Consider the following 24,108-nt stretch of genomic DNA (forward strand, 5'->3'; position numbering starts at 1 on the left):
TAACGGAGTCGATTTACGCCGGAATATCGCTATATCGGTATGCGCGAATCTTGAGAAATCTGGATATTGAGGCCGCTACCTTCCAACCCCAAGTCCGGTTTCGGGAGGTACGTAATGCACCGCAGAGTCGCCCTGCTTTCCACCCTCGCCCTCGCCACGGGAAGCGCCGTTTTGCTCCCCGCGACAGCGGCCCAGGCCAACGTCCACCTGCGGCCCAAGCCCGCCCAGCACGCGGCCGCGGACTCGGCGTCCGAGCAGCGGCAGGTCCTCGGGTACTGGACCGAGCAGAAAATGGAGTCGGCCGAGCCGCTGGCCGCCCCGGGTCCCAAGAAGGGCATGAAGCTCGCCACGGCGGCCGAGGGCGCACCGTGGTCGGCGGCGCCCACCAACGCGTCCGGGAGTGGCCAGGTGTTGCAGGTGGCCAGGAGCGGCGGTGAGCCGTGGACCAGTGGCGGCGCGGTGGTGAAGACCACCGGGCGGATCTTCTTCACCACGCAAGGTCGCAACGCCTCGTGCTCGGGGTCGGCGGTGACCAGCGCGAACAAGAGCGTGGTCATCACCGCGGGCCACTGCGTGAAGCTGAACGGCGCCTTCCACACGAACTGGGTGTTCGTGCCGGGCTACGACAAGGGCAACCGCCCCTTCGGCACCTGGGCCGCCACCAAGTTGCTGACCACGCAGCAATGGAACGCCAGGGAGGACATCAACTTCGACCTGGCCGCCGCCGTGGTGGCACCGCTCGACGGCAAGACGCTGGTCGACGTCGTGGGCGGCCAGGGGGTGGCCTTCAACCAGCAAAGACGGCAGCAGATGTACGCCTTCGGCTACCCGGCTGCGGCCCCGTACGACGGTTCGAAGCTCGTCTACTGCAGCGGCCGCACTTTCGACGACTTCCTGATGTCCGACGATCTCGGCCTGACCTGTAACATGACGGGCGGTTCGAGCGGCGGTCCATGGATGCAGAGTTTCAACGAGTCCACCGGGCTCGGCACCGTCAATTCGGTCAACAGCTTCAAATACAACTTCGCCACCAACTGGATGTTCGGCCCCTATTTCGGGAATGAGGCCCAGGCGGTCTACCAAGCGGCGCAAACCACTGGCGCACTTTGATCGATTCACCGAAAGTAGTCACAAGAACACACGTTGTGGTGCACACTCGGGGGGCATGACCCTGAGCACCCCCCTGCTGGTGGCCGCCCCGCTCCTGGCGGGGCTGATGGGACCCGCGCTCCTCGGCGCGGCTCCCGGCCCACGGCAGGACGACGGCCTTGTGACCTCGCCCGTCCCCACCCTTGAGCGCACCCGGGTAGTCGAGCACGTCGCCGCCCGCACCGCCGCCGAGCAGCAGCGCGTGCTCGCCTACTGGACGCCGCAGCGCATGGCCCAAGCGCTGCCGATCGACCTGCTCGGCCTCGTGACGGACGGCCGGCGCCTGCTGCGCGGGCTGCCCGGCGGGGCGGCCCTGAGCAGGACCACGCGGCACCTGATCGGCGCCCCGGCCTTCCCGCGGGCGGTCGCCTCAAAGCTGCCCATGCCGAGCCATCAACTGGGCCATCACCTGGGCCGTCAGCTGAGCCGTCAACCGGCGGCCAGGCCGGAGGCGAACACGATCGGCGCACGCTGGATCACCGGCGGCGCCGTGACCAGGACCACGGGGCGGGTGTTCATGACGGTGGGCGGCGCCGACTTCGTCTGCTCGGCCAGCACGGTCACGAGCGCCAACAGGGACGTCGTGATCACCGCCGGCCACTGCGTCAAGGACGGCGTCGGCCAGTGGGCCGCGAACTGGACGTTCGTCCCCGGCTACGGGACCGGTGGCGAGCACCCGTACGGCCGATACGCCGCCCGCCGCATGTTCGTCGCCGAGCGGTGGTCGCACGCGGCGGACGACAACTACGACGTCGCCATGGTGGCGCTGGCCACGTCCGGCGGCACGCACGTGGCCGACGCGGTGGGCACGCAGGAGATCGCGTTCAACGCGCCGCGCGGCGGCCAGGCGTTCGGCTTCGGCTACCCCGCCGACCCTCCGTACAACGGCGGCCATCTGGTCTACTGCGCCGGCCGACTGCGGGACGACCCGCATGGCCAGACCCGCGACCAGGGCCTCGGCTGCGACATGACGGCGGGCTCGAGCGGCGGGCCCTGGATGACCGGATTCGACACCGGCACCGGCAAGGGCACGATCACGTCGCTGAGCAGCTTCAAGTACAGCGACGACCCGCGCACCATGTACGGGCCTTACCTGGGCGAGGCCGCCAAGACCCTCTTCGACACGGCACAACGCGCATAACCCGCCCTGGCCGAGGAGGTCACAGCGTCAGGCCGGTCAGGACCATGACCTTCTCGTACGTCAGGTCCTCCATGGCCGAGTGCAACCCCTCGCGGCCGATGCCCGAGTCCTTCACCCCGCCGTACGGCATCTGGTCGGCCCGGTACGACGGCACGTCGCCGATGATGACGCCGCCCACCTCCAGTTCCCGGTTCGCCTGGAACGCGGCGTCCAGCGACCGGGTGAACACCCCGGCCTGCAGGCCGTACTTGGAGTCGTTGACCATCGCGTACGCCTCGTCGACCGAGGCGGCGGGCTGGAGGATCATGACGGGGCCGAAGACCTCCTCGCAGACCACCTTCGCGTCGTCCGGCACGTCGGTCAGGACCGTTGGCGCGATCACGGCGCCTTCCCGGGTGCCGCCCGCCAGGACCTTGGCCCCGGCCGCGACGGCCTCCTGGACCCACTGCTCGACCCGCTCCGCGGCGTGCTCCGAGACCAGCGGGCCCACCTGGGTCTTCTCGTCCGCGGGATCGCCGGTGACGAGGCCGGTCACGGCGGGGATGAGGCGGTCGACGAAGGCGTCGTAGACCGGCTGTTCGACGATCACGCGCTGCACGGCGATGCAGCTCTGGCCCGCCTGGTAGTTGGAGTAAAGAGCGATGCGCTGGGCCGCCCAGTCCAGGTCGGCGTCGGCCAGGACGACGGCGGCCGCGTTGCCGCCCAGTTCCAGGGTCACGTGCTTGCGCGGGATCTGATCGGCGATGGCGTAGCCGACGGGCGCGGAGCCGGTGAACGACACCACGGGGAGGCGGGGATCCTGGACCAGCGCGGAGGCACGCTCGTTCTCGATGGGCAGCACCGAGAACATCCCGGGGGGCAGGTCGGTCTCGGCCAGGATCTCGCCGAGCAGCAGCGCCGACAGCGGCGTGGCGGGGGCGGGCTTGATGACGACCGGCGCGCCGACGGCGATGGCCGGGGCGACCTTGTGAGCGACCAGGTTCAGCGGGAAGTTGAACGGGGTGATTGCCAGCACGGGCCCGTACGGCACCCGCGACACGTACGCCAGGCGGCCGGTCGCGGCCGGCTCGGTGTCGAGCCGCTGCACGCCGCCCGACCAGCGGCGAGCCTCCTCGGCGGCGAAGCGGAACGTGGCGACCGCACGGCTGGTCTCGCCGCGCGCCCACAAGATCGGTTTGCCGTTCTCGGCCGTGATGAGCTGGGCGATCTCCTCGGCCCGCTCCGCGATCCTGCGGGAGACGTGGGCCAGGGCCTCGGCGCGTACGTGCACGGGCAGGGCGGCGGCCTGCCGCGCCACCGCGTGGGCGGCCGCGACGGCCTCCTCCACCTGGGCGTCAGTTGGCACGGAATGCCTCCCGACCACCCGGCCGTCGTGGGAGTTGGTCACAGTGAGCTCGGTGTCCCCGGTCGCGGGGCGGCCGGCCAGCCAGAAGGTACGCACGTCCATACCTCGACGTTATGCCAAGCCTAGGATCGGGGAATTACACCACGATGCACAAGAGCCTCATGAGCGCTCACCGTTAAGTACAAGCTCCTGGGTATACCCATGATGTAACAGAAGTAGACCTAATTCGGGATGTTTACCATGCGGAGTGGTTTGAGGGATCTCCGGCATGGCTAAGTCATCGGGTGCGGGTCTCCAGCGCGGTGGGCCCCCGACTGAGAAAGGCGTGGGCCCCGTGACCGAACAGCGTGAGGTCACAAGGACACAAAAGTCCTTGGGCACAGGGGGGGTCTCATGACCTCGGCGCCTTTGGGGCTGCAAGGCGCTTACCTTCTGGGTGAGCGCGCCAGCCACGACGAACTTCGTTCCCGCCTCCTCGACGTGGCGGTGAACCTCCTCGAGACCGACGGTCCCGACAGTCTGACCATGCGCAGGATCGCCGCCGAGGCGGGCTGCACGACGACCGTTATCTACACCATGTTCGGCAACCGGGAGGGCTTGGCGGAAGCGCTCTATCTGGAGGGGTTCGAGCGCTTCCGCCGCCTCCTGGAAGCCGTGCCGCAGCGGCGGAACCCGCTGGAGCACCTCCACGCGCTCGGGCCGGCGTACCGGCAGGCCTGCCTGGCCGAGCCCGGTTACTACAGCCTGATGTTCGAGCGGGCCATCCCCGGCTTCGAGCCCAGCGAGCGTGCCAGGACCCTGGCGCGGGCGGCGCTGAACATCCTCGATCGGGTGATCGCCGACTGCATCTCGGCGGGATACCTGGTGCCGACCCAGCCCCGCAAGATCGCCGACGCACTGTGGGCGGCGGCGCACGGGGCGATCAGTTTGGAACGCGCCGGTCACCTGCGCGACGGGCGCACCTATGAGGCGGTCACCACGGCGACCATCTGCTGCTACCTGGTGCAGAAGCCGTAGCTTGGAGCGCCAGCCACAGCTCGGCGCGCACGCCCGGGTCGTCGAGGTCGCGTCCGAGCAGCTCCGTGACCCGTTTCATGCGGTAGCGCAGCGTGTGCCGATGCACGCCGAGGCGCTGGGCGGCCGCGTCCCAGTGGCCGTTGCAGTCCAGGTACGCGCGCAGCGACTCGACCAGATCGGCTCGGGAGCCGTACTCGGTGAGGGGGGCCAGGAGCGCGGCCGAGAACGCCTGGGCTGCCGATGGGTCGAGCAGCCCGAGCAGACCCTGACCGGCCAGCTCGCCGAAGCGCACCGCCGGTGCCGGGCGGCTTCTGGCCGCGTCCAAGGCGCGTCTGGCCTGGTCGAGGGCGCCTCGCAGGGACGCGGGGTCGTAGCCTGAGCGCAGGCTGATGCCTACCGGCCCCTCCAGCGCCACCAGGTCCGCCGCGGCCTCGGGCACGAGGGCGACGGCCATCGGCTCGGTGGCGACGCCGGTGCCCGCGGCGTCGTCGAGGATCGCCGTGAAGGCATGCGCTTCCAGCGTGTCGAGCGCGCCGGCGTCCGCCGCGAGCACCAGCAGCGGCGCCTCGGGCAGCCGGCCCCCGAGTGCCGTCAGCACGGCGTGCGCCTGGTCGGCCGCGCCGGCCAGCAGCAGCGCGAGCACCGCCGAGCGGGTGCGCCGCTCGGCGGCCAGGTGGGTTCTGCCCTGCTCCACCGCGAGGGTGAGCAGGGATCCCGCGGCGTTGATCACCGTGTGGGTGACGGGCGAGAACGGCTGCTCGGCCCCGACGGCGAAAAACCCGCGCGGCCGCACCCCACCGCCCAGCGGCTGCACCACAATGTGCTCACCCGGCCCCGACAACGCCAGACTCGCCGGCACCCGGCCCTCTCCGGCGGGCCATCGCACCTCGTGCCCTGGCTCGGCAGTTCGAGCGGGTCCGGAGCGAGGGCCCATCGCGGCAGGCTCGCCGGACTCGAGCCGACGGCCGGTCCCGGCAGGCGCGGCGGAACGCCCGCTCGGCGGCTCGGCGCGCTCGGGGGCCGGCGAGCGGCCCGTGCGGAGGCGGGTCAGCTCGGCGGTGACGGCGTGCGTGGGGGCGCCGTGGGTGGCGTGGCGCACCTCGCCGGTCTCGTCGAGCAGCGCCGCCCAGCCGCCGACTTCCTTGGCCAGCCGGTCGATGACCGCGTGCATGCCTTCCGGCCGGAGCGCCGCCCGCGTCAGACGGCCCTGGGCGGCGAAGGCGCGGGTGATCTCCTCGTACTGCTCGGCGGCCAGCAGCTCACTCACCGCCTTGCCGATCGCGATGAACGGCGTCTCGCGCGGCACTTCCAGCAGCGGCAGCCCGGCCTGGTCGGCGGCCTCGACGAGCGCGGGCGGCACCTCTTCGTGCGAGACTCCCACCCCGAAGCCGAGCCCGGCGACCCCGCGCGCCACCAGCCGGGCGACATATCCGGATACGTCAGCTTCCAGGCGCATCCCCGTCGTGAGCAGCAGCTCATCGCCCTCCAGGTACGGCGTCGGGTCGGCGAGCTCGCTGACCGCCACCCAGCGCACCACCGCGGTCAACGACGTGGGACCAGCCAGCAGCCGCAGGCCCATGCGACGGACCACGGTCTGGAGCGTAGGCGGCATTACGGGTTTGTCCATTCCGGCAAAGGTGACCACCTCTAGTGTGACATATCGACGTATCGGCGCAGGTAGGTGGCCGCCGTAGCGTCGAAGGCATGAGCATTCCCCAGGAGCGGCGCGTCGTGACCGCCATCCCCGGCCCCAAGTCCCAGGAGTTGCTGGCCCGCAAGCAGGCCGCCATCCCACCCGGTATCGGCACCACCCTCCCGGTCTTCGTCACCCGCGCCGGCGGCGGCGTGGTGGAGGACGCCGACGGGAACTCGCTGATCGACTTCGGCTCGGGCATCGCCGTGACGAACGTGGGCAACGCCGCTCCCAAGGTCGTCGAGCGGGTCCAGCGGCAGGTCGCCGACTTCACCCACACCTGTTTCATGGTCACTCCGTACGAGTCGTACGTCCAGGTGTGCGAGAAGCTGAACGAGCTGACGCCGGGCGACCACGACAAGCGCACATTCCTGGTGAACTCCGGCGCCGAGGCCGTGGAGAACGCGGTCAAGATCGCCCGCCACGCCACCGGCAGGCCGGCCGTCGTGGTGTTCGACCACGGTTACCACGGCCGCACGCTGCTCACGATGACGCTGACGGCCAAAAACATGCCGTACAAGCACCGTTTCGGGCCGTTCGCGCCGGAGGTCTACCGGGTGCCGCTGGCGTACCCGTTCCGCTGGCCGAGCGGGCCGGAGAACTGCGCGGAAGAGGCCGCCGCGCAGGCCATCGATATGATCAACAAGCAGATCGGCGCGGAGAACGTGGCCGCCGTGGTGATCGAGCCCATCGCCGGCGAGGGCGGCTTCATCGTGCCGGCCAAGGGCTTCCTGCCGCGCATCGCGGACTTCTGCGCGCAGAACGGGATCGTGTTCGTGGCCGACGAGGTCCAGACGGGCTTCGCCAGAACCGGCACGTTCTTCGCCTGCGAGGACGAGGGCGTGGTCCCCGACATCATCACCACCGCCAAGGGCATCGCGGGCGGCCTGCCGCTGGCCGCGGTGACCGGCCGGGCGGAGATCATGGACAAGGTGCACGTCGGCGGGCTCGGCGGCACGTACGGCGGCAATCCGCTCGCCTGTGAGGCCGCGCTCGGCGTGCTGGAGACCATCGAGGAGGAGGACCTGGTCGCCAAGGCCCGCCGCATCGGCGAGATCATGCTTCCCCGGCTCAAGGCGCTGCAGGAGCGCTTCGACGTCATCGGCGACGTACGCGGCCGGGGCGCCATGATCGCGATCGAGCTGGTCGAGCCCGGCACCAAGGAGCCGAATCCGACCGCCGTACAGGAGATCGTCAAGCGTTGCCACGCCGAGGGCCTGCTGGTGCTGACCGCCGGAACGTACGGCAACGTGCTGCGGTTCCTGCCCCCTCTGGTGATCCCCGAGCACCTCCTCGAGGAAGGCCTCGGCATCCTGGAGAAGGCCATCGCCGAACTCTAGAAACCCCCATCTATCGGGCATCCGGCTTGCGGCTGGATGCCCGATTTTGTTGGCGTAACGCCGGTCAGCCGGGTAGAGAATTCACCCTGACTTGACGCTCAGCTGGACGATCACGCCCCCGGTCAGGGTTATAACGGATCCGGAATACGGATGGGCGAGGGCTTCTGGAACCGTGATGAACTGGGGTCCGACAAGAACGGCGCGGGATATGTTGACGTTCGACCCTGAGGGCCTGACCTGGGCCCAGCGCGACGGCGATGCTTGTGTTGTCTGCCACAAGAGGTGGCCGCGACCGCGCGTACGCGTGGGGCGGCTGCCCGACGACTCGGCGGTGCTGGCCTGTGGCGACTGCGCCGAGGCCCTGCTGCCTGCGCCGATGGCCACGGTGGTGGCGTTCCCGACCCGATAGCGAGGCGCCCCGGGACAGGGGGAAGGCCCGGGGCGCCTCTTCGGGCCGCGCCCAGCGGGGGACGAGGGCGGACCCGTGGCCGGATCACGTGGAGGTCAGCGACCCCCACGCCCTTGGCTCACTTGACGAGTTCCTGCCACCATTTGGACCAGGCGGCATAGTCAGGGCATTCCCCGTCTTCCGCGCGGCAATCCCCGGGCGGCCGCACGGCGAACGCCACGCGGTCGATGCGCTTGGGCTTGCCGACCCCGTACAGCTCGCACACGGACTTGGCCCGCCCCTTGCACGCCTTGTCATTGGCCGGCGCCAGCCCCGCCCACGCGGCGGCGTCGCGCTGCGCGTTGGGCGCGGTCATCCAGGTGAGCCACCGATAGGCGCAGGTGGTGTCGGGCACGCCAGCGCCGAGCATCCAGGAGTCGACCCATCCGGTGGTCTCACGCGTGTCGAGGGCCTTGACCGGCAGCCCGGCCTTCTGCAGGAGCAGGCGATAGTAAGGAGTGGCCTGCGCGTAATCCAGCGAACCGGTGGCGAACCCCTTGACCAGATCGATGGGGCTCGCCCAGTAGGTCCGCTCCTTCACCCCCTCCAGCAGCGCCGTCGCCCGTTCGAGCTGGTCCTTGCTCAGCTCGAACGGCTTCTCGCCGTCCCCGGTGGCCAGGGCGGCGTCGGCGATGGTCAGCGGGCTGTCCTTCAGTGCCGTCCGCTCGGAGGAGAAGGCCTCCTTCAGCTCGCCCTTGACCTTGGCCGGATCGTAGATGAACTCGTGGTATCCCCAAAGGTAGGGCACCCCGTAGACCTTGTCCGAGGTGCCCGAGCCCGACGTGCCCGAGCCCGACGTGCCCGGCACCGTCATCATGTCGCGGAAGCGCTCGTCGATGTCCTCGTAGCCGCTGACCTTGGCCGGGTCGATGGGCTGCACCTTCTTGGCCGCGATGAGGTCGCCCGCCAGCGCGGGCCCGGCGGAGACGAGGTCGTAGGGCCGCTCGTTCATCATGCGGGCCATGTCGTCGGCGGTCTGCACGGTGTCGAGCTTGGCGATCCGGCAGCCGGTCTCCTTCTCGAACGAGCCCACCCAGTTGACCTGGGGGCTGACGCCGCCGTACTCGGCGTAGCCGCGGTAGGTGAGGATCTGCAGCGTGCCGTCGCTCTGCGTGGCCGTGGGCGTGGGCGTTGCCGTGGGGGTGGGGGTAGGTGTGGGCTTGGGGGCCGCCGCGCCCATGCCGGCGACCAGCGCCGATGCGGCGAGCGCCAAGGCATACGTACGGCGGCGATGCACGATGTCCCCCTCTGTCCGGTGCCTGGGAGCTTACCGGGGACTGAGGCCGGAAGGGCGTGCGCCTCCCGGCCGTTCAGCTGTTCGTGGGGAACCCCAGGCTCACCCCTCCGTGGGAGGGGTCGAGCCAGCGGGAGGTGATGACCTTGCCGCGGGTGTAGAAGTGCACGCCCTCGGTGCCGTGCACGTGCGTGTCGCCGAAGAGCGAGGACTTCCAGCCGCCGAAGCTATAGAAGGCCATCGGCACCGGGATGGGCACGTTGATGCCGACCATGCCGACCTCGACCTCGTTCTGGAACCGCCGGGCCGCGCCGCCGTCGTTGGTGAAGATCGCGGTGCCGTTGCCGTAGACGCCGCCGTTGATGACCTCCAGCCCCTCCTCGTACGAACTGACGCGCACGATCGACAGGACCGGGCCGAAGATCTCGTCCGTGTGCGTGCGCGAGCCGGCGGGCACGTGGTCGAGCACCGTCGGGCCGAGCCAGAAGCCGGGCGCGCCGGCCGCCTTGCCACCGCCGAGCACGGGCGTCTCGCGGCCGTCCACGACCAGCTTGGCGCCCTCTTCGACGCCGAGGTCCAGATAGGAGGCGACTTTGTCGCGGTGCGCCGCGGTGACCAGCGGCCCCATCTCGGACTTCGGGTCGTCGCCAGGTCCGATCACGAGCTTGTCGACCCGCTCCACGATCTTCTGGACGAGCTCGTCGCCGATCGGGTCCACGGCCAGCACGACGGAGATCGCCATGCACCGCTCCCCCGCCGAGCCGAACCCTGCGGACACCGCCGAGTCCGCCACCAGGTCGAGGTCGGCGTCCGGGAGCACGAGCATGTGGTTCTTGGCGCCGCCGAGGGCCTGCACGCGCTTGCCGTGCGCGGTGCCGGTCTCGTAGACGTATCTGGCGATCGGGGTGGAGCCGACGAACGACACGCCCCGCACGTCGGGGTGCTCGAGCAGCCGGTCGACGGCGACCTTGTCTCCCTGCACGACGTTGAACACGCCGTCGGGCAGCCCGGCCTCCTGCCAGAGGCGCGCCATGAGCAGCGACGCGGAGGGGTCTTTCTCCGACGGCTTGAGGATGAAGGTGTTCCCGCAGGCGATCGCGATCGGGTACATCCACATCGGCACCATGGCGGGGAAGTTGAACGGCGTGATGCCGGCCACGACCCCGAGCGGCTGGCGGATCGAGTAGGAGTCGACCCGGGTCGAGACGCCTTCGGAGTAGCCGCCCTTGAGCAGGTGCGGGATGCCGCAGGCAAACTCCACGACCTCCAGGCCGCGGGCGACCTCGCCGAGCGCGTCGGAGTGCACCTTGCCGTGCTCGGAGGAGATCAGGGCGGCCAGCTCGTCGCGGTGGGCGTACATGAGCTCGCGGAAGCGGAAGAGCACCTGGGACCGCTTGACCAGCGACGCGTCCCGCCAGGCGGGGAAGGCGGCGACGGCGGCCGCCACGGCCGCGTCGACGTCGGCCGCCGAGGCGAGCGCGACGTGCCCGGAGACCTCGCCCGTGGCGGGGTTGAACAGCTCGGCGGTACGGCCGGAGCCCTCCCCTAGCAGCGCCCCGTTGATCCAGTGGTTGACGGTCTTCACTGTGCTGCCGCCTCCGCGTTGATGGTCTCGAGGGCGGTGACGATGATGCCGAGGCCCTCGACGGCCTCGTCCACCGTGAGGGTGAGGGGCGGGGCCATGCGGATGGCGGTGCCGTAGAGGCCGCCCTTGCCGGCCAGCAGCCCGGCCCTCTTGGTCTCCTCCATGAACCTGGCCGCCTGGGCGGGGCTCTCCAGCTCGACGGCGAACATGAGGCCCTTGCCGCGCACGCCCTTGACGATGGGCAGCCGATGGGCGGCCTCGCGCAGCCCGCGGATGATGATCTCACCGGTCCGCGCGGCGTTGGCCTGCAGGTCGTGGTCGAGCACGTAGTCGAGGGTGGCGTTGGCGGCGGCCATGGAGATCGGGTTGCCGCCGAACGTGGACAGGCCCACCGCGTGCGGGCCGTCCATCAGGTCGCCCCGGGCCACGATGCCGCCCACGGCGAAGCCGTTGCCCAGCCCCTTGGCGAACGTGATCATGTCGGGGGTGACGCCGTGGTTCTCGATGCCGAAGAACGCGCTGCCGGTGCGCCCCCAGCCGGTCTGCACCTCGTCGGAGATGAACAGGATGCCCTGCTCGTCGAGGACCTCCTTGTACGCGGCGAACAGCCCGTCGGGCGCCATCGTGAACCCGCCCACGCCCTGGATCGGCTCGGCGATCAGCGCGGCCACGTCGTTGGAGACCGCGGTGGCCAGCACGTGCCGCAGGTCGTCCACGCAGGCGGCGATGTAGTCCGCGTCCGACAGCCCCTTGAACTGCGTCAGGTGGCGGTCGGCGCCGTGCAGGAAGTGCACGTTGAGCGGGGACAGCGAGTTGTTCTTCCACGACCGGTTGGAGGTGACGCTGATCGCGCCGAAGCTGCGCCCGTGGTAGCTCTGCCGCATGGCGAGCACCTGGTCGCTCTTGCGCGCGTACGTGGCCAGCAGCAGCGCCGTCTCGTTGGCCTCGGTGCCGGAGTTGGTGAAGAAGACCTTGGCGTCGGGGATGCCGGACAGCCGCGCGATCTTCTCGGCCAGCTCGATCTGGCCGCGCAGTAGGTAAACGGTGCTCGTGTGCACCACGCCGGTGGCGAGCTGGCGCTCGACGGCCTCGCGCACCTCGGGCACGTCGTAGCCGATCATGTTGGTCAGGATGCCGGCGAAGAAGTCCAGGTAGCTCTTGCCGTCGGCGTCGATGACCCGGTTGCCCTTGCCGCTGACGATCTCGATGGGCTCGGTGTAGTTGAGTGCCAACCAGTTGGGCATCACTGCCCGGTGGCGCGCGAGAAGCTCCGACATGTTATCGAGTATCCCGTCCCGTTCCTCGTCCTCCTATCCGCAAACTGTCGGCTTGCGGCGAAATCGGGTTACAACCTGTAAATCCTCCCCTTAGGGGATTTCCCGTGCGCCTGGCGATGTACGCCGGGCCGCTTGGCTACGCCGCCGGAGGCATCGAAGATGACCACTGGCGGGCGACGACCCGGAGCAGGTCTCTAGGCGACGATCAGGTCATCCGAACAGAAGGAGAGATCGAGATGACCATCACCGTGGACCACCGGCCCGAGGCCCCGTCCGGACCGCCCAAGCTCGACCGCGAGCAGCTGCGCCGCGCCCAGCAGGACACCCTCGACACCCCGCGGATGAACTACAGCCTGCTGGCCAGGATGATGTTCAAGCCCGTGGACCTCATGTACGGCAAGAAGGGCTCGTACACGAAGTTCGCCATGCTGGAGATCATCGCCCGGGTGCCGTACCAGGCGTGGGAGCGGATGGGCTACTGGGCCGTGCACCGGCACGCCGGCCGCTCGGCGCTGGCCAAGAGGGTTTTCGAGCGGATCGTGGAGGCCCGCGCCGACCAGGACAACGAGCAGTGGCATCTGCTGATCATGCAGGACCTGGTGCAGCGCGCCGGGCAGCGGCAGACCTGGCTGCTGCACAAGGCCGCGCCGTGGCTGATCGCGTTCTTCTACTACCACGTGTCCTGGGTGTTGTTCCTGGTCAGGCCCGACTGGAGCTACCGGCTGAACGCGGAGTTCGAGGACCACGCCGAGCACGAGTACATGACGTTCGTGGCGGAGAACCCCGACCTGGACTTCGTCCCGGACCCCGGCACGTACGCCGCCGAGTACGGCCGCTACCGCTCGGTGGCCGACCTGCTCAGGCAGATCGGCCACGACGAGCGCACGCACAAGCTCGACAGCCTGGAGAGCATGCGGGAGCCCCGTGTCCGCTAGACCTTCTCGGGTTCGAGGACCGCGACGGGCTGAGCTGGGCGCAGCACGGTCATCGCGAGCAGCGCGGCGGCCACGCAGAACGCGGCGCCCACCCATGAGCCGAGGTGCATGGCGGAGGTGAAGGCCTCGTTGGCGGCCTCGGGGAAGCCCAGGAGGTGGGCGGCCCCGATCGACTCCCTGGCCTCGGCGGGCAGCTCGGCCGGCATCTGCGAGGTGTACTGCCCGGCCAGCACGCTGCCGAGGATGGCGATGCTCAGCGCCATGCCGACCTGCTGGACGGTGTCGTTGAGCGCCGAGCCGACGCCGGCGTGCTCCATCGGGATGGCGCCCATGAGCGAGGCGTAGGCGGACGGGCCCGCCAGGCCGCCGCCGATCCCCATGAACACCAGCCCGGTGAGCAGCGGCAGGTATCCGGTGGTCATCGCCATGACGACGAAGCCCCCGGCCATCAGCAGCAACCCGGCGCCGATCAGCACCCGGTTGCTCACCTTCTGCCCGAGCCCGGCGCCCACGCCGTTGAAGATCGCGGCGGCCACGGCGTAGGGCAGCATGGCCAGGCCCGCCTGCATCTCCCCGTAGCCCAGCACGAACTGGAGATACTGGGTGAGCATCAGCATCACGGCGCCCGCGCCGAAGGCCATCAGCAGGATCGAGAACGACGCGCCGCTGAAGTTGCGGTTGGCGAACAGGTGAAGCGGCAGCATCGGCTGCTCCCGCGTGCGCTCCCAGACCACGAAGGCGGCCAGAGCGATGACGGCCACCGCGATGACGGGGATGTTCCACTCGCGCTCGATGATCACGTAGACAGCGGCGGTGAGGCCGACGATCGACAGCACCACGCCGACCGGGTCGATCTTCCGCCCGGTGCTGCGGCTCTCGGGCATGAGGACGACCGCGGCCACGATGGCGACGGCTGCGATCGGGACGTTCAGCAGGAAGACCGAGCCCCACCAGTAGTGCTCCAGCATGAATCCGCCCAAGGTCGGACCCGACACCATGCCGACCAGGGCCACGGCGCTCCAGGCGGCCATCGCCTTGCGCCGCTCGCCCTCGTCGAACACGGTCATCAGGATCGACAAGGTGGACGGCATGACGAGCGAGCCGCCGATGCCCATCAGGCCCCGCGCGGCGATCAGCTGCCAGGGCTCGGTGACGAGCACGGCCAGCAGGGACGCGCCGCCGAAGAACACCAAGCCGATGATGAGGAAGCGGCGGCGGCCGTACTTGTCGGACAGGCTGCCCGAGGTCAGCAGGAGCCCGGCGTAGGCCAGCACGTACGCATCGATGATCCACTGGATGTCCGACGGGGTCGCGCCCATTTCCTCGTTCAGCGAGGGGATGGCGAGGTTGAGCACGGTGTTGTCGACCACCAGGACCAGCAGCGCCAAGCACAGGACGACGAGGATCCACCAGCGACGGGGGTCTCGTACAGCGTTCGAGTTCACTCGCACACTGTACGACAACTCTCGCACAGTGTGCGAGTACCTTTATCCTGAGGTTATGAACGCCAAGCAGTTCACCTCCGTCTGGACCCGCGATCCACGTAAGACCACGAGCCCGGGCCGCAGCCGCGAGGAGATCGTCAGAGCGGCGATCGAGCTGCTGGACGAGGAGGGCCTGGACGGCCTGAGCATGCGTAAGCTCGGCGCGAAACTGAGCGCCGGCGCCACCAGCCTCTACTGGTACGTCGCCAACAAGGACGAGTTGCTCGAGTTGGCCTACGACGAGATGTGGGGCGAGCTGAAGGTGCCCGACCCCAAGGACGTGGGCTGGCGCGAGGCCACCTCGGTCCTGGCTTACAGCATGCGCGCGGCGATGCTGCGCCACCCGTGGTCGGCCGACCTGCTTGGCCGGATGCCCGCCCTCGGCCCCCAAGCGATCCAGGTGGCCGACCGGATGCGCAAGATATTCGCGGCGGCCGGATTCCAGGGCATGGACGTCGACTACGCCGCCGCCACGGTCACCGCCTACGTCTACGGGACGACGCTCCCCGAGATCGCCTGGAACAACGCGATGGCCGGTCACGAATACGACCCGGACGAGATGCGCGCGACGCTCAGGAAGGCCGCCAAGGACTTTCCCGACATTCTCGAGCGCACCAACTTGGAAATGTACGACGACCCGAACACCGTCCGCGCGGTGGCCTTCGATTTCGGGCTGGTGTCGGTGCTCGACGGCCTTGAGCGGCGGCTGGCAACGTAGCAGGATCCGGGACATGGACGATTTCCGTGCCGCCCGCGACTTCCTCCTCCACACCGACCCCGCTACCGCGCGCCGCGACTTCCGCTGGCCGGAGCTCGCCCGGTTCAACTGGGCGCTCGACTGGTTCGACGGGGTCCTGGCCGCCGAGACGCCCGACGCCGTCGCGCTGAAGATCGTGGGGTCGAGCCAGGCCGCCTACACCTTCGCCGAACTGTCGGCCCGCTCCAACCAGGTCGCCAATTGGCTGCACGAGCAGGGGGTGCGCCGGGGCGACCGGATCCTGCTCATGCTGGGCAACCAGGCCGAGCTGTGGGAGGCGCTGCTGGCCGCGATGAAGCTCGGCGCGGTCATCATCCCGGCCACGACGTTGCTGACGGCCAAGGACCTCCTCGAGCGCATCGAGCGCGGCGGCGTCTCACATGTGATCGCGAACGCCGCCGACGCGGGCAAGTTCGGCCCCGGGGAGTTCACGAAGATCGCTGTGGGGGACGCCTACAACTGGCTGCCGTACCACGAGGCGTACGAGGCGCAGGAGGACTTCACCCCCGACGCGCCGACGTCGGCGGGCGACACGTTGCTGCTCTACTTCACCTCCGGCACCACGTCCCAGCCCAAGCTGGTCGAGCACACGCACGCGTCCTATCCGGCCGGGCACCTGTCGACCATGTTCTGGATCGGGGTGCGGCCCGGCGACGTGCATCTCAACGTGTCCTCGCCGGGGTGGGCCAAACACGCGTGGAGCAACGTGTTCGCGCCGTGGAACGCCGGGGCGACCGTGCTGGTCCACGACTACCAGCGTTTCTCCGCGCCGGCGCTGCTGGAGGTGTTGCGGGACGAGCGGGTCACCACGTTCTGCGCGCCGCCGACGGTGTGGCGGATGCTCATTCAGGAGGACCTGGCGGCGTGGAAGGTGCCGTTGCGGACGGCCGTGGCCGCCGGCGAGCCGCTCAACCCGGAGATCATCGACCAGGTGGCCAAAGCGTGGGGCATCACGATCAGGGACGGCTACGGCCAGACCGAGACCACCGCGCAAATCGGCAACGCGCCCGACGAGCCGGTCAAATCCGGATCGATGGGACGCCCACTGCCCGGCTATGACGTCGTGCTCCTCGACCCGGTCGGCGGTGAGCCGGGGAACGACGGCGAGATCTGCCTGCCGCTGGACGAGCGCCGCCCCCTGGGGCTCATGGCGGGATATGTCGGTGGATCGGCTGAAGCCACGCGGGGCGGCTACTACCACACTGGTGACGTCGCCACCCGGGACGAGGACGGCTACATCACCTACGTCGGCCGGACCGACGACGTCTTCAAGGCCTCCGACTACCGCATCTCGCCGTTCGAGCTGGAGAGCGTGCTGCTGGAGCATGCCGCCGTCGCGGAGGCGGCCGTGGTGCCCGCCCCCGACCCGGTGCGGCTGGCGGTGCCGAAGGCGTACGTGACGCTCGCACCGGGGTTCGAGGCCGACGAGGAGACCGCCCGGTCGATCTTCGAGCACTGCCGGCGGGAGCTGGCGCCGTACAAACGGGTGCGGCGGCTGGAGTTCGGCGAGCTGCCCAAGACGATCTCCGGCAAGATCCGCCGGGTCGAGCTTCGGGTGCGGGAGCCCCGGCTGGAGTACCGCGAAGAAGATCTTAATTCCTGACACAGCGTAAATGTCTGTATAGCCGTTCTTACAGATTGATCGGCTAGGCTCTGGCCCGTGCTGCCCACCATTGCCGACGTCCTTGCCCTGGAGACCGTTCGCCGGGGCGGCCCGCGAGTGGTCGCGGGCGGGGACCGGCTGGACACGAAGGTGCGATGGGTGCACGTCGGCGAGATCGCCGACATCGCCAGCCTGCTGCGCGGCGGCGAGCTGGTGCTCACCACGGGTGTCGCGCTTCCCGAGGACCCGGAGAAGCTCGCCGACTACATCGGCGCGCTGTCCGCGGTGGGCGCGTCGGGCCTGGTCGTGGAGCTGGGCCGCAGGTTCGTACGGGAGCTGCCGCGCGCGGTGGTCAAGTCGGCCGAGGAACACGGGCTGCCCGTCATCGTGCTGACCAGGGAAACCCCGTTCGTGCAGATCACCGAGTCCGTGCACGCCCGGATCATCGACATCCAGCTGGAGGAGCTGCGAGCCTCCGAGCAGCTCCACGAGGTCTTCACCGAGCTGTCGGTCGAGGGCGCCTCGCCGACCGAGGTGCTCGCCCAGGTGGCCCGGCTGTCGAACCGTCCGGTGCTGCTGGAGAACCTCGCGCACCAGGTGCTGGCCTGCGAGTCCGCGGGGCGCGACACGGGCACGCTGCTGGCCGGGTGGGAGACCAGGTCGCGGGCGGTGGCCCCGGTCGAGCGCACCGCGTACGACCCGGCCTCCGGCTGGCTGGTCACCACGGTCGGGGCCCGGGGGCAGGACTGGGGCAGGCTGATCCTGATCTGCGACGCGGCGCCGTCACCGCGCGACCTGGTGCTGGCCGAGCGGGCCGCCACTACGCTCGCCCTGGGCCGGCTGCTGGAACGCCATCAGGAGTCGCTGGAGCGCCAGGCCCACGGCACGATCATCACCGGCATCCTGACCCACGCCTACTCCGACCCCGACGAGGCCGCCGCGCGCGCCCGCGCGGTCGGCGTGCCACTGACGGGACGCAAGCTGGTCAGCGTGGTCATCAGGCCGACCGACCTCGCCGACCAGGCCCTGGACGGCCAGGCACAGCTGGGCGAGCTGGCCGAGGCCACCGCCGGCGCCTGTCGTGACGCCCGCCTGCCCGCCCTGGTGGGGGCGCTCGACCAGGAACGTGTGGGCGTATTACTGCCGCTGCCGCCGCGAACGCAGGCCGAGGCCGCCCTGACGGCGCTGGCCGAGCGGCTGCGCATGTTGTGGCGGCCAGGATCGGCGTTCGTGCTCGCGGCCGGCTCGGTGGTGGAGTCGATCAGGGACGTGCGCCGCAGCTTCCTCGAGGCCGAGCAGGTGGCCGACGTGGCGGTCCGCCAGCCGGACGGCCGCGCCTTCTACCGGCTGCCCGACCTGCGCCTGCGCGGCCTGCTGCACCTGCTGCGCGACGACGCGCGGCTGCAGACGTTCGCCGAGCGGGAGCTGGGACCGCTGCTGGCCCACGACGCGCAGCGGGGCGGCGACCTCACCCGGATCCTCCGCACCTATCTGGACGCGGGCCGCAACAAGGCCGTGGCCGCGCAGAAGGCTCATTTGTCCAGGCCCGCCTTCTACGATCGCCTGCGCCGCCTCGAGCGCATTCTCGACACCGACCTCGACGACGTCGAGTCGTGCCTGTCGCTCCATGTGGCCCTGCTGGCGCTCGAGTCCTTCCGCCGGGAGAGCCGTTGACCGCGCAGATGTGTTGGAATGGGCGATATGTCTGACGTGTTGATGCCGGACCTGGCCGACCTCGGCCGCATGCTCGCCACCGCGGGTGCGTTCTCCGTGCCTGTCCATGACGTGCGGCTGACCCCGGATGAGCTCGATCCCGAGCAGATCGTCGCGGGCGATCCCGCCACGTCGTCTCTGGAGCTCGGTGGCGGCCGGGGCATCTGGGAGATCACCCCGGGCGTCGTCACGGACGTGGAGCGGGACGAGATCTTCGTGGTGCTGTCGGGCCGTGCCACGATCGCCGTCGAAGGCGGCACCACGATCGAGGTCAGCCCTGGAGACGTGTGCTTGCTGGCCGAGGGCGCCAGGACCACGTGGATCGTGCACGAGACGCTGCGCAAGGTCTATCAGACCCGTTAGGCTCCGTGCTCGACCTCCTGGACCTCAACTACCGGGTCGCGGCCGGCGGCAGGGTGCCGCCGCCGTCAAAAGCCCATAGCCTCCCTGACCTCGTCGAGGCTACGGACCGCGCGTTCGCGAGCACGCTCGTTGCCCACGGCCAGGATCTGCCTGACGTCGGCCTCAGTGTGCTCGCCGCGGCGTCGCCTGATCGGCCGCAGGAACTCGTTGACCGCCTCGGTGACAAGGCGCTTGAGCGCGGCGGCGCCGCCGTACCCGATATCGTCGGCGATGTCCTGCGGCGGACGGTCCAGGCAGAGGCCCGCCAGCGTGAGCAGGTTCGCCACCTCGGGGCGGTGCGTCTCGTCGTAGGTGATCAGCCGGTCGGAGTCGGTGCGCGCCTTACGGATCAGCGCGGCCGTCTCGTCCTCGGTGGCCGCCAGGTCGATCGCGTTGCCGCGGCTCTTGCTCATCTTGCCCCCGTCGAGCCCTTTGAGCAGCGGCCGCTCGCCCAGCATCGCCTCCGGTAGCGGGAACACCTCGGCGTAGCGCTCGTTGAAGCGGCGCGCCACCAGCCGCGTCACCTCGACGTGCGGCAGCTGGTCCTTGCCGACGGGCACGAGCGTGCCCTTGCAGAACAGAATGTCGGCCGCCTGATGCACCGGATAGGTGAACATCAGGCCGCTGACCGCCTGTTGCGAGCTGTGCGCGATCTCGTCCTTCACCGTCGGGTTGCGGCGCAACTCGGCCACCGACACCAGGCTCAGGAACGGCAGCAGCAGCTGGTTGAGCTCCGGGATCGCGCTGTGCTGGAAGACCGTCACCTTGGCCGGGTCCAGCCCGACGGCCAGGTAGTCGAGCAGTAGATCGGTGATGTTGCGCTGGATCTGGCCGGGCAGGTCACGATCGGTGATCACCTGGTAGTCGGCGACCAGGACGTACATCGGGTAGGCGTGCTGCAGTTTCACGCGGTTGGCCAGCGAGCCGAAGTAGTGGCCCAGATGCAGCCGGCCGGTCGGGCGATCGCCCGTGAGCACCACGTCATTCATGAGGGTCTTCTCCTTTGAGGTCGATGCCGTCTCGGAGAGGACCCGCACACATATCCGAAGGGCCGTCCCGGAGACGGCCCACGCATGCGAAATCAGCGGCCGTCTGTCGGCCGCCACCACATGCAGATGCGTGTCATACACAAATTGTATCCACAAGTGATGTCAATTCCGTAACCCCTGCATTTGTTTAGCGTGTTCGCCTGCCCCGGCGACCATGATCTCGCCACTATGGTGCGGTCCCTTTACTGCCCTCTGGAGAGTTCATGTCTCGACGCACCATCGCCGGCGGCCTGGCCATAGCCGCGGCGATCACTGTCACCACCCTGCCCGCCGCCTCGGTCGCGGCGGAGCAGGTGTCGGTGAAGTTCCCGTCGGCCAGGTTCCCGCTGGGCGCAAGGCCCGTGCCGACCAAGACCATGACCGCCGTGACACAGGGGATCGACCTCTACGACGTGAAGGCGGGCACCTCGACCGACGGCTACACCCTGACCGTGCTGATGCCGAACGGCCGCGACTCGGGCACGCTCCCGAACGCCGAGACCAAGGTCGCCGAGGTGGAGGCCATCGGGGAGACCCCCAGCCTGCAGGAGATCGTCCGGCCCGCCGTGGCCGACTCGCCCGCCAAGACCGAGTACATGGTCCGGGTCGGCCTCTGGCCGCTCAAGGACAAGAAGAAGGCCGATAAGGCGGCCAAGAAGTTCGCGGACGCGGGGCTGAAGGTCAAGGTCGACTACCTCGGCGACGACGGGTTCAAGACCACCGGCCCGTGGAACGTCAAGGTCGTCATGATCGACGCCGCGACCTTCCGCGGCTCGTACGCCGCCTCGCTCGGCACCAGCGTCGCCAAGCGGGAGACCGTCTCGTCCATGACCAAGGCCGCCAAGGCCGTGGTCGGGGTCAACGGCGGCTTCTTCAACATCCACACCGCCAAGGAACTGCGCGGCGAGCCCCTCGGTGCCTCTGTGGTGGGCGGCCGGCTGCTGAGCGAGGCCGTGCCCGGTCGTTCGGCCGTGGTGCTCAAGGGCCGCACCGCCAAGATCACTGAGCTGGAGACGAGGGTCACGGCGATCTCGCAGGACGGCGAGCGGTCGGTCATCGGCGGCATCAACCGGGCCGCCGCGGTGGACGAGCTGGTGCTGTACACGGAGGAGTACGGAGCCAACACGCCCGCCGGCGGCACCGACGTCGTCATGGACGCCAACGGCAAGGTCATCGGCGTGCGGGTCTCGGGCGCGGCGGTGGCCAAGGGCACACGGGTGCTGCACGGCAACGGCGTGGCCGGCGAATGGCTCAACCAGCACGCCTGGCAGGACTGGACGGTCAAGGTCGACACCAAGGTCGTGGACCTGCGTACCAAGAAGGCCCTCGAGCTGACCCCGGACCTGCACGTGGTCGCGGGCGGCGTCGGCCTCGTCAGGAACGGCCAGGTGAAGATCACCGCCAAGCTCGACGGCCACGACTCCATGAACATGATCCTGCGCCGCCACCCGCGTACCCTGCTCGGGGTCACCAGGAACGGCAGCCTGATCCTGGCCACCATCGACGGCCGGCAGCCTGGGGTCACCGTGGGGGCGAACTTCCACGAGGCGGCTCAGTTCATGCGGTGGCTGGGCGCGCGGCAGGCCATCAACCTGGACGGCGGCGGGTCGACGGCGATGGTCGTCGGCAACAAGCTGGTCAACCGGCCGTCGGACGGGGCGGAGCGCGCCGTGGGCGACGCGCTGCTGGTCCTGCCGCAATAATCCTGATCCACTAGCTCGCCGGAGCACGTTGGTACGGGGCCCGTGTGAACGTCCGCGGGCCCCGTACCCCGCTCACGGAGTTATCGGCAGTCCCACGTGCGGAGCGCACCCCTTGCGGCCTCGCTCACGGGGCTACCGGCAGCCCTATGTCCGGCTTTATCGCCTTCATCGCCACATGTGAGGTCACCTGCGCCACGCCCGGCAGCCCGGAGAGGGTCTCGGAGTAGAACCGCTCATAGGCGGCCAGGTCAGCCACGGCCACGCGCAGCAGGAAGTCGGGGTCGCCGAACAGCCGATGCGCCTCCACTACCTCCGGCATGCCGGCCACCTGACGCTCGAAACTCAGGCATAGTTGTCAAGTGATCCTCGTACCTCGTCACTCGCTCCCCAGTCTGAAGGCCGGGGCCCTGTCCCCCTGATTGGGGACGGGCCGGAGTGACCAGACCCAGCCACCACGCACAAGGAGGTGACCTTGGTGGCTACGTTGGGCACACGTCAGCAGATCCACTCCGCCGTGCTTCCTCAGCGGCGGACCCTGGAATCCGCGTCGGCAGACAACCCTGGAGCAGGGACGAAACGGGGCGCGGACGCCTTCGGGCAGCGGAGTGCCCAACATGGTCGAGGGGAGACCCGCTCCGCCTCACCTGGCGGCGTGGGCGTCACCCCCACAAGGGGAGAAGCCGGTCGTGAGACCGCACCCCGCGTGTTCGTCCTGGCAACGGACGGCACGCCGCTGGATCCGTGCCACCCCGCCCGCGCCCGCAAGCTCCTGGAGTCGGGGCGCGCGGTGGTTGCCCGCCACACCCCCTTCGTCATCCGTCTGAAAGACCGCACCGCCGAACAGTCCGAGGTCGAGGGCGTGGAGGTCGCCGTCGATCAGGGCAGTAGGCACACCGGCATCAGCCTGTTTCGCACCCACGACGGCACCCGCCATGGACTGTTCGGCATCCAACTCGACCACCGCGGCGGCAAGATCCGCGACAGGCTCACGGCTCGGGCCGCCTACCGGCGCGGCAGGCGGTCGCGCAACCTGCGCTACCGCGCTCCCCGGTTCGCCAACCGCACCCGCCCGCAGGGGTGGGTGCCGCCGAGCTTGCGGCATCGCGTGCACACCGTGATGAGCTGGGTGCAGCGGCTGCGCCACCTTGCCCCCGTGCGGGCAATCCACGTGGAGACCGTACGCTTCGACACCCACGCCCTGGCCGCGGGAAAGATGCTGCAGGGTACTGAGTACCAGCATGGGACCCTGTACAGCTATGAGGTTCGCGAGTATCTGCTCGAGAAATGGGGGCGAGCCTGCGCCTACTGCGCGGCGAGCAACACCCCGTTGAACATCGACCACATCCAGCCCCGCTCCAAGGGCGGCTCGGATCGGATCAGCAACCTGTGCCTGGCATGTGTGCCGTGCAACCAGGCCAAGAACAGCAGGCCCGTCACCGACTTCCTCGCCGACCGCCCAGCAGTGCTGGCTCGGCTATTGGCCCAAGCCAAAGCGTCGCTGCGGGACGCCGCCGCCGTCAACGCCACACGCTGGGCACTCCACACCGCGTTGGCGGCGACCGGCCTGCCCGTGCACCATGGGAGCGGTGGCCGCACCAAATGGAACCGCGATCGTACTGGAGCTCCCAAATCCCACACTCTGGACGCCCTCCACGTGGGTGAACTCGATCACGTGGTCTCGTGGCCAAGCCAGGTCCTCATCGTTGCGGCCACGGGGCGCGGCTCGTATCGTCGGACCCGCACCGACGCCTTCGGCTTTCCCCGGCTGCGTCTACCCCGCACCAAGCTGATCCACGGGTTCCAGACCGGGGATCTCGTGCGCGCGACCGTGCCGAAGGGCAAGCACGCTGGATCGCATACCGGCCGGGTCGCCGTTCGAACCTCCGGCAGCCACACTGTGCAGACAGCCGGTGGTCTCGTGAAGACCTCACACAAGCATCTGCATTTGCTCCAGCGAGCCGACGGCTACGCTTACACGACCAAGAACGAAGAATACCGGTGAGCACCCTGACAGCGAATCGCTCCTCCTGCCTTGGCCCTGCGGAAGCCCGCTCCATCTCCACCTGGAAGACCGAAATATCTACGCTCATGAGTGAACGACGAAGGGCCCCGACACCTGACGTGTCGGGGCCCTTCCTATAAAGATTGTCCGGCGGTGACCTACTCTCCCACACCCTCCCGAGTGCAGTACCATCGGCGCGGGGAAGCTTAACTTCCGGGTTCGGAATGTAACCGGGTGTTTCCTTCCCGCCAT

20 protein-coding genes and 1 rRNA gene are annotated in these 24,108 nt (G+C 69.3%); 12 read left to right on the top strand and 9 right to left on the bottom strand.

The genetic code is table 11. From position 1 onward, the window contains the following. Nucleotides 1-114 precede the first annotated feature (114 nt). Entirely contained in the window at nucleotides 115-1,110 is a 996-nt protein-coding gene (locus ACTWQA_RS48330; RefSeq protein WP_443165592.1) for a trypsin-like serine peptidase, read from the top strand. Between the two features lie 55 nt (nucleotides 1,111-1,165). Further along, nucleotides 1,166-2,290: a trypsin-like serine peptidase gene (locus ACTWQA_RS48335; protein ID WP_443165593.1), complete on the top strand. Its 1,125-nt coding sequence runs from the start codon at nucleotides 1,166-1,168 to the stop codon at nucleotides 2,288-2,290. Between the two features lie 19 nt (nucleotides 2,291-2,309). Here ACTWQA_RS48335 and ACTWQA_RS48340 read toward each other — a convergent pair whose 3' ends face one another. After that, on the bottom strand, nucleotides 2,310-3,737 hold the full coding sequence (locus tag ACTWQA_RS48340; RefSeq protein WP_443165594.1) for an aldehyde dehydrogenase family protein: 1,428 nt from the start codon (nucleotides 3,735-3,737) through the stop codon (nucleotides 2,310-2,312). A gap of 291 nt (nucleotides 3,738-4,028) precedes the next feature. On the opposite strand from ACTWQA_RS48340, the gene ACTWQA_RS48345 reads away from it, so the two are divergent. After that, the gene (locus ACTWQA_RS48345) at nucleotides 4,029-4,652 is read left to right on the top strand and encodes a TetR/AcrR family transcriptional regulator (protein WP_327584704.1); all 624 of its coding nucleotides are present in this window, start codon (nucleotides 4,029-4,031) and stop codon (nucleotides 4,650-4,652) included. Here the strand turns inward: ACTWQA_RS48345 and ACTWQA_RS48350 are convergent. Beyond that, entirely contained in the window at nucleotides 4,609-6,243 is a 1,635-nt protein-coding gene (locus tag ACTWQA_RS48350; protein ID WP_443165595.1) for a PucR family transcriptional regulator, read from the bottom strand. The two genes, ACTWQA_RS48345 and ACTWQA_RS48350, sit on opposite strands and share 44 nt — an antisense overlap. Nucleotides 6,244-6,356: 113 nt before the next feature. Between ACTWQA_RS48350 and gabT the strand changes: the two genes are divergently transcribed. After that, nucleotides 6,357-7,685: a 4-aminobutyrate--2-oxoglutarate transaminase gene (gabT, locus tag ACTWQA_RS48355; RefSeq protein ID WP_443165596.1), complete on the top strand. Its 1,329-nt coding sequence runs from the start codon at nucleotides 6,357-6,359 to the stop codon at nucleotides 7,683-7,685. Nucleotides 7,686-7,893: 208 nt separating this feature from the next. Then, nucleotides 7,894-8,094, top strand: a complete 201-nt coding sequence (locus ACTWQA_RS48360; RefSeq protein WP_305925133.1) for a hypothetical protein — start codon at nucleotides 7,894-7,896, stop codon at nucleotides 8,092-8,094. A 118-nt stretch (nucleotides 8,095-8,212) separates the two neighbouring features. Here ACTWQA_RS48360 and ACTWQA_RS48365 read toward each other — a convergent pair whose 3' ends face one another. The 3 genes from ACTWQA_RS48365 to ACTWQA_RS48375 form a co-directional block, all read right to left on the bottom strand. Further along, nucleotides 8,213-9,370, bottom strand: a complete 1,158-nt coding sequence (locus tag ACTWQA_RS48365; protein ID WP_443165597.1) for an extracellular solute-binding protein — start codon at nucleotides 9,368-9,370, stop codon at nucleotides 8,213-8,215. Nucleotides 9,371-9,443: 73 nt separating this feature from the next. Continuing rightward, on the bottom strand, nucleotides 9,444-10,952 hold the full coding sequence (locus ACTWQA_RS48370; RefSeq protein ID WP_443165598.1) for a CoA-acylating methylmalonate-semialdehyde dehydrogenase: 1,509 nt from the start codon (nucleotides 10,950-10,952) through the stop codon (nucleotides 9,444-9,446). Beyond that, a complete protein-coding gene (locus ACTWQA_RS48375) occupies nucleotides 10,949-12,229 on the bottom strand; it encodes an aspartate aminotransferase family protein (RefSeq protein WP_327584709.1) in 1,281 nt (426 codons plus the stop codon). Before ACTWQA_RS48375 ends, ACTWQA_RS48370 begins: the two co-directional genes overlap by 4 nt. A gap of 236 nt (nucleotides 12,230-12,465) precedes the next feature. On the opposite strand from ACTWQA_RS48375, the gene ACTWQA_RS48380 reads away from it, so the two are divergent. Further along, the gene (locus ACTWQA_RS48380; RefSeq protein ID WP_443165599.1) at nucleotides 12,466-13,164 is read left to right on the top strand and encodes an alternative oxidase; all 699 of its coding nucleotides are present in this window, start codon (nucleotides 12,466-12,468) and stop codon (nucleotides 13,162-13,164) included. Here the strand turns inward: ACTWQA_RS48380 and ACTWQA_RS48385 are convergent. Beyond that, the gene (locus ACTWQA_RS48385; RefSeq protein ID WP_443165600.1) at nucleotides 13,161-14,609 is read right to left on the bottom strand and encodes an MFS transporter; all 1,449 of its coding nucleotides are present in this window, start codon (nucleotides 14,607-14,609) and stop codon (nucleotides 13,161-13,163) included. The genes ACTWQA_RS48380 and ACTWQA_RS48385 overlap by 4 nt on opposite strands. Before the next feature lie 55 nt (nucleotides 14,610-14,664). Here ACTWQA_RS48385 and ACTWQA_RS48390 point away from each other — a divergent pair, with 55 nt between their 5' ends. From ACTWQA_RS48390 to ACTWQA_RS48405, 4 genes are read left to right on the top strand one after another with little or no spacing between them, the layout of a single operon-like run. Then, on the top strand, nucleotides 14,665-15,366 hold the full coding sequence (locus tag ACTWQA_RS48390) for a TetR/AcrR family transcriptional regulator (RefSeq protein ID WP_443165601.1): 702 nt from the start codon (nucleotides 14,665-14,667) through the stop codon (nucleotides 15,364-15,366). 13 nt (nucleotides 15,367-15,379) lie between these two features. Further along, nucleotides 15,380-17,008, top strand: coding sequence for an AMP-binding protein (locus tag ACTWQA_RS48395; protein ID WP_443165602.1), 1,629 nt, complete (start codon nucleotides 15,380-15,382; stop codon nucleotides 17,006-17,008). Between the two features lie 57 nt (nucleotides 17,009-17,065). Beyond that, a complete protein-coding gene (locus ACTWQA_RS48400) occupies nucleotides 17,066-18,682 on the top strand; it encodes a PucR family transcriptional regulator (protein WP_443165603.1) in 1,617 nt (538 codons plus the stop codon). A 27-nt stretch (nucleotides 18,683-18,709) separates the two neighbouring features. Beyond that, nucleotides 18,710-19,084, top strand: a complete 375-nt coding sequence (locus tag ACTWQA_RS48405; RefSeq protein ID WP_327584715.1) for a cupin domain-containing protein — start codon at nucleotides 18,710-18,712, stop codon at nucleotides 19,082-19,084. 65 nt (nucleotides 19,085-19,149) lie between these two features. On the opposite strand, the gene trpS is transcribed toward ACTWQA_RS48405, so the two are convergent. Next, nucleotides 19,150-20,112 carry a tryptophan--tRNA ligase gene (gene trpS / locus ACTWQA_RS48410; protein WP_443165604.1) on the bottom strand — a complete coding sequence of 321 codons (963 nt, stop codon included), beginning with the start codon at nucleotides 20,110-20,112 and terminating at the stop codon, nucleotides 19,150-19,152. Between the two features lie 263 nt (nucleotides 20,113-20,375). Here trpS and ACTWQA_RS48415 point away from each other — a divergent pair, with 263 nt between their 5' ends. Next, complete coding sequence (locus ACTWQA_RS48415; RefSeq protein ID WP_443165605.1) at nucleotides 20,376-21,854, top strand: phosphodiester glycosidase family protein; 1,479 nt, start codon at nucleotides 20,376-20,378, stop codon at nucleotides 21,852-21,854. 124 nt (nucleotides 21,855-21,978) lie between these two features. On the opposite strand, the gene ACTWQA_RS48420 is transcribed toward ACTWQA_RS48415, so the two are convergent. Continuing rightward, nucleotides 21,979-22,200 (bottom strand): Lrp/AsnC ligand binding domain-containing protein, encoded by a 222-nt coding sequence (locus tag ACTWQA_RS48420; protein WP_443165609.1) that lies wholly within the window; start codon nucleotides 22,198-22,200, stop codon nucleotides 21,979-21,981. Between the two features lie 306 nt (nucleotides 22,201-22,506). On the opposite strand from ACTWQA_RS48420, the gene iscB reads away from it, so the two are divergent. Further along, nucleotides 22,507-23,856, top strand: a complete 1,350-nt coding sequence (iscB, locus tag ACTWQA_RS48425) for an RNA-guided endonuclease IscB (protein ID WP_443165606.1) — start codon at nucleotides 22,507-22,509, stop codon at nucleotides 23,854-23,856. 145 nt (nucleotides 23,857-24,001) lie between these two features. On the opposite strand, the gene rrf is transcribed toward iscB, so the two are convergent. Next, nucleotides 24,002-24,108, bottom strand: a 5S ribosomal RNA gene (rrf, locus tag ACTWQA_RS48430); the annotation flags it as partial.

The organism is Nonomuraea sp. 10N515B (assembly GCF_052245915.1).
Classification (GTDB): Bacteria; Actinomycetota; Actinomycetes; order Streptosporangiales; family Streptosporangiaceae; genus Nonomuraea.

Bases quoted from the DNA above. Each gene is read 5' to 3' on its own strand.
- ACTWQA_RS48330 (WP_443165592.1), top strand. From the start codon at position 115: ATGCACCGCAGAGTCGCCCTGCTTTCCACCCTCGCCCTCGCCACGGGA.
- ACTWQA_RS48335 (WP_443165593.1), top strand. From the start codon at position 1,166: ATGACCCTGAGCACCCCCCTGCTGGTGGCCGCCCCGCTCCTGGCGGGG.
- ACTWQA_RS48340 (WP_443165594.1), bottom strand. From the start codon at position 3,737: ATGGACGTGCGTACCTTCTGGCTGGCCGGCCGCCCCGCGACCGGGGAC.
- ACTWQA_RS48345 (WP_327584704.1), top strand. From the start codon at position 4,029: ATGACCTCGGCGCCTTTGGGGCTGCAAGGCGCTTACCTTCTGGGTGAG.
- gabT (WP_443165596.1), top strand. From the start codon at position 6,357: ATGAGCATTCCCCAGGAGCGGCGCGTCGTGACCGCCATCCCCGGCCCC.
- ACTWQA_RS48360 (WP_305925133.1), top strand. From the start codon at position 7,894: ATGTTGACGTTCGACCCTGAGGGCCTGACCTGGGCCCAGCGCGACGGC.
- ACTWQA_RS48375 (WP_327584709.1), bottom strand. From the start codon at position 12,229: ATGTCGGAGCTTCTCGCGCGCCACCGGGCAGTGATGCCCAACTGGTTG.
- ACTWQA_RS48380 (WP_443165599.1), top strand. From the start codon at position 12,466: ATGACCATCACCGTGGACCACCGGCCCGAGGCCCCGTCCGGACCGCCC.
- ACTWQA_RS48390 (WP_443165601.1), top strand. From the start codon at position 14,665: ATGAACGCCAAGCAGTTCACCTCCGTCTGGACCCGCGATCCACGTAAG.
- ACTWQA_RS48395 (WP_443165602.1), top strand. From the start codon at position 15,380: ATGGACGATTTCCGTGCCGCCCGCGACTTCCTCCTCCACACCGACCCC.
- ACTWQA_RS48405 (WP_327584715.1), top strand. From the start codon at position 18,710: ATGTCTGACGTGTTGATGCCGGACCTGGCCGACCTCGGCCGCATGCTC.
- trpS (WP_443165604.1), bottom strand. From the start codon at position 20,112: ATGAATGACGTGGTGCTCACGGGCGATCGCCCGACCGGCCGGCTGCAT.
- ACTWQA_RS48415 (WP_443165605.1), top strand. From the start codon at position 20,376: ATGTCTCGACGCACCATCGCCGGCGGCCTGGCCATAGCCGCGGCGATC.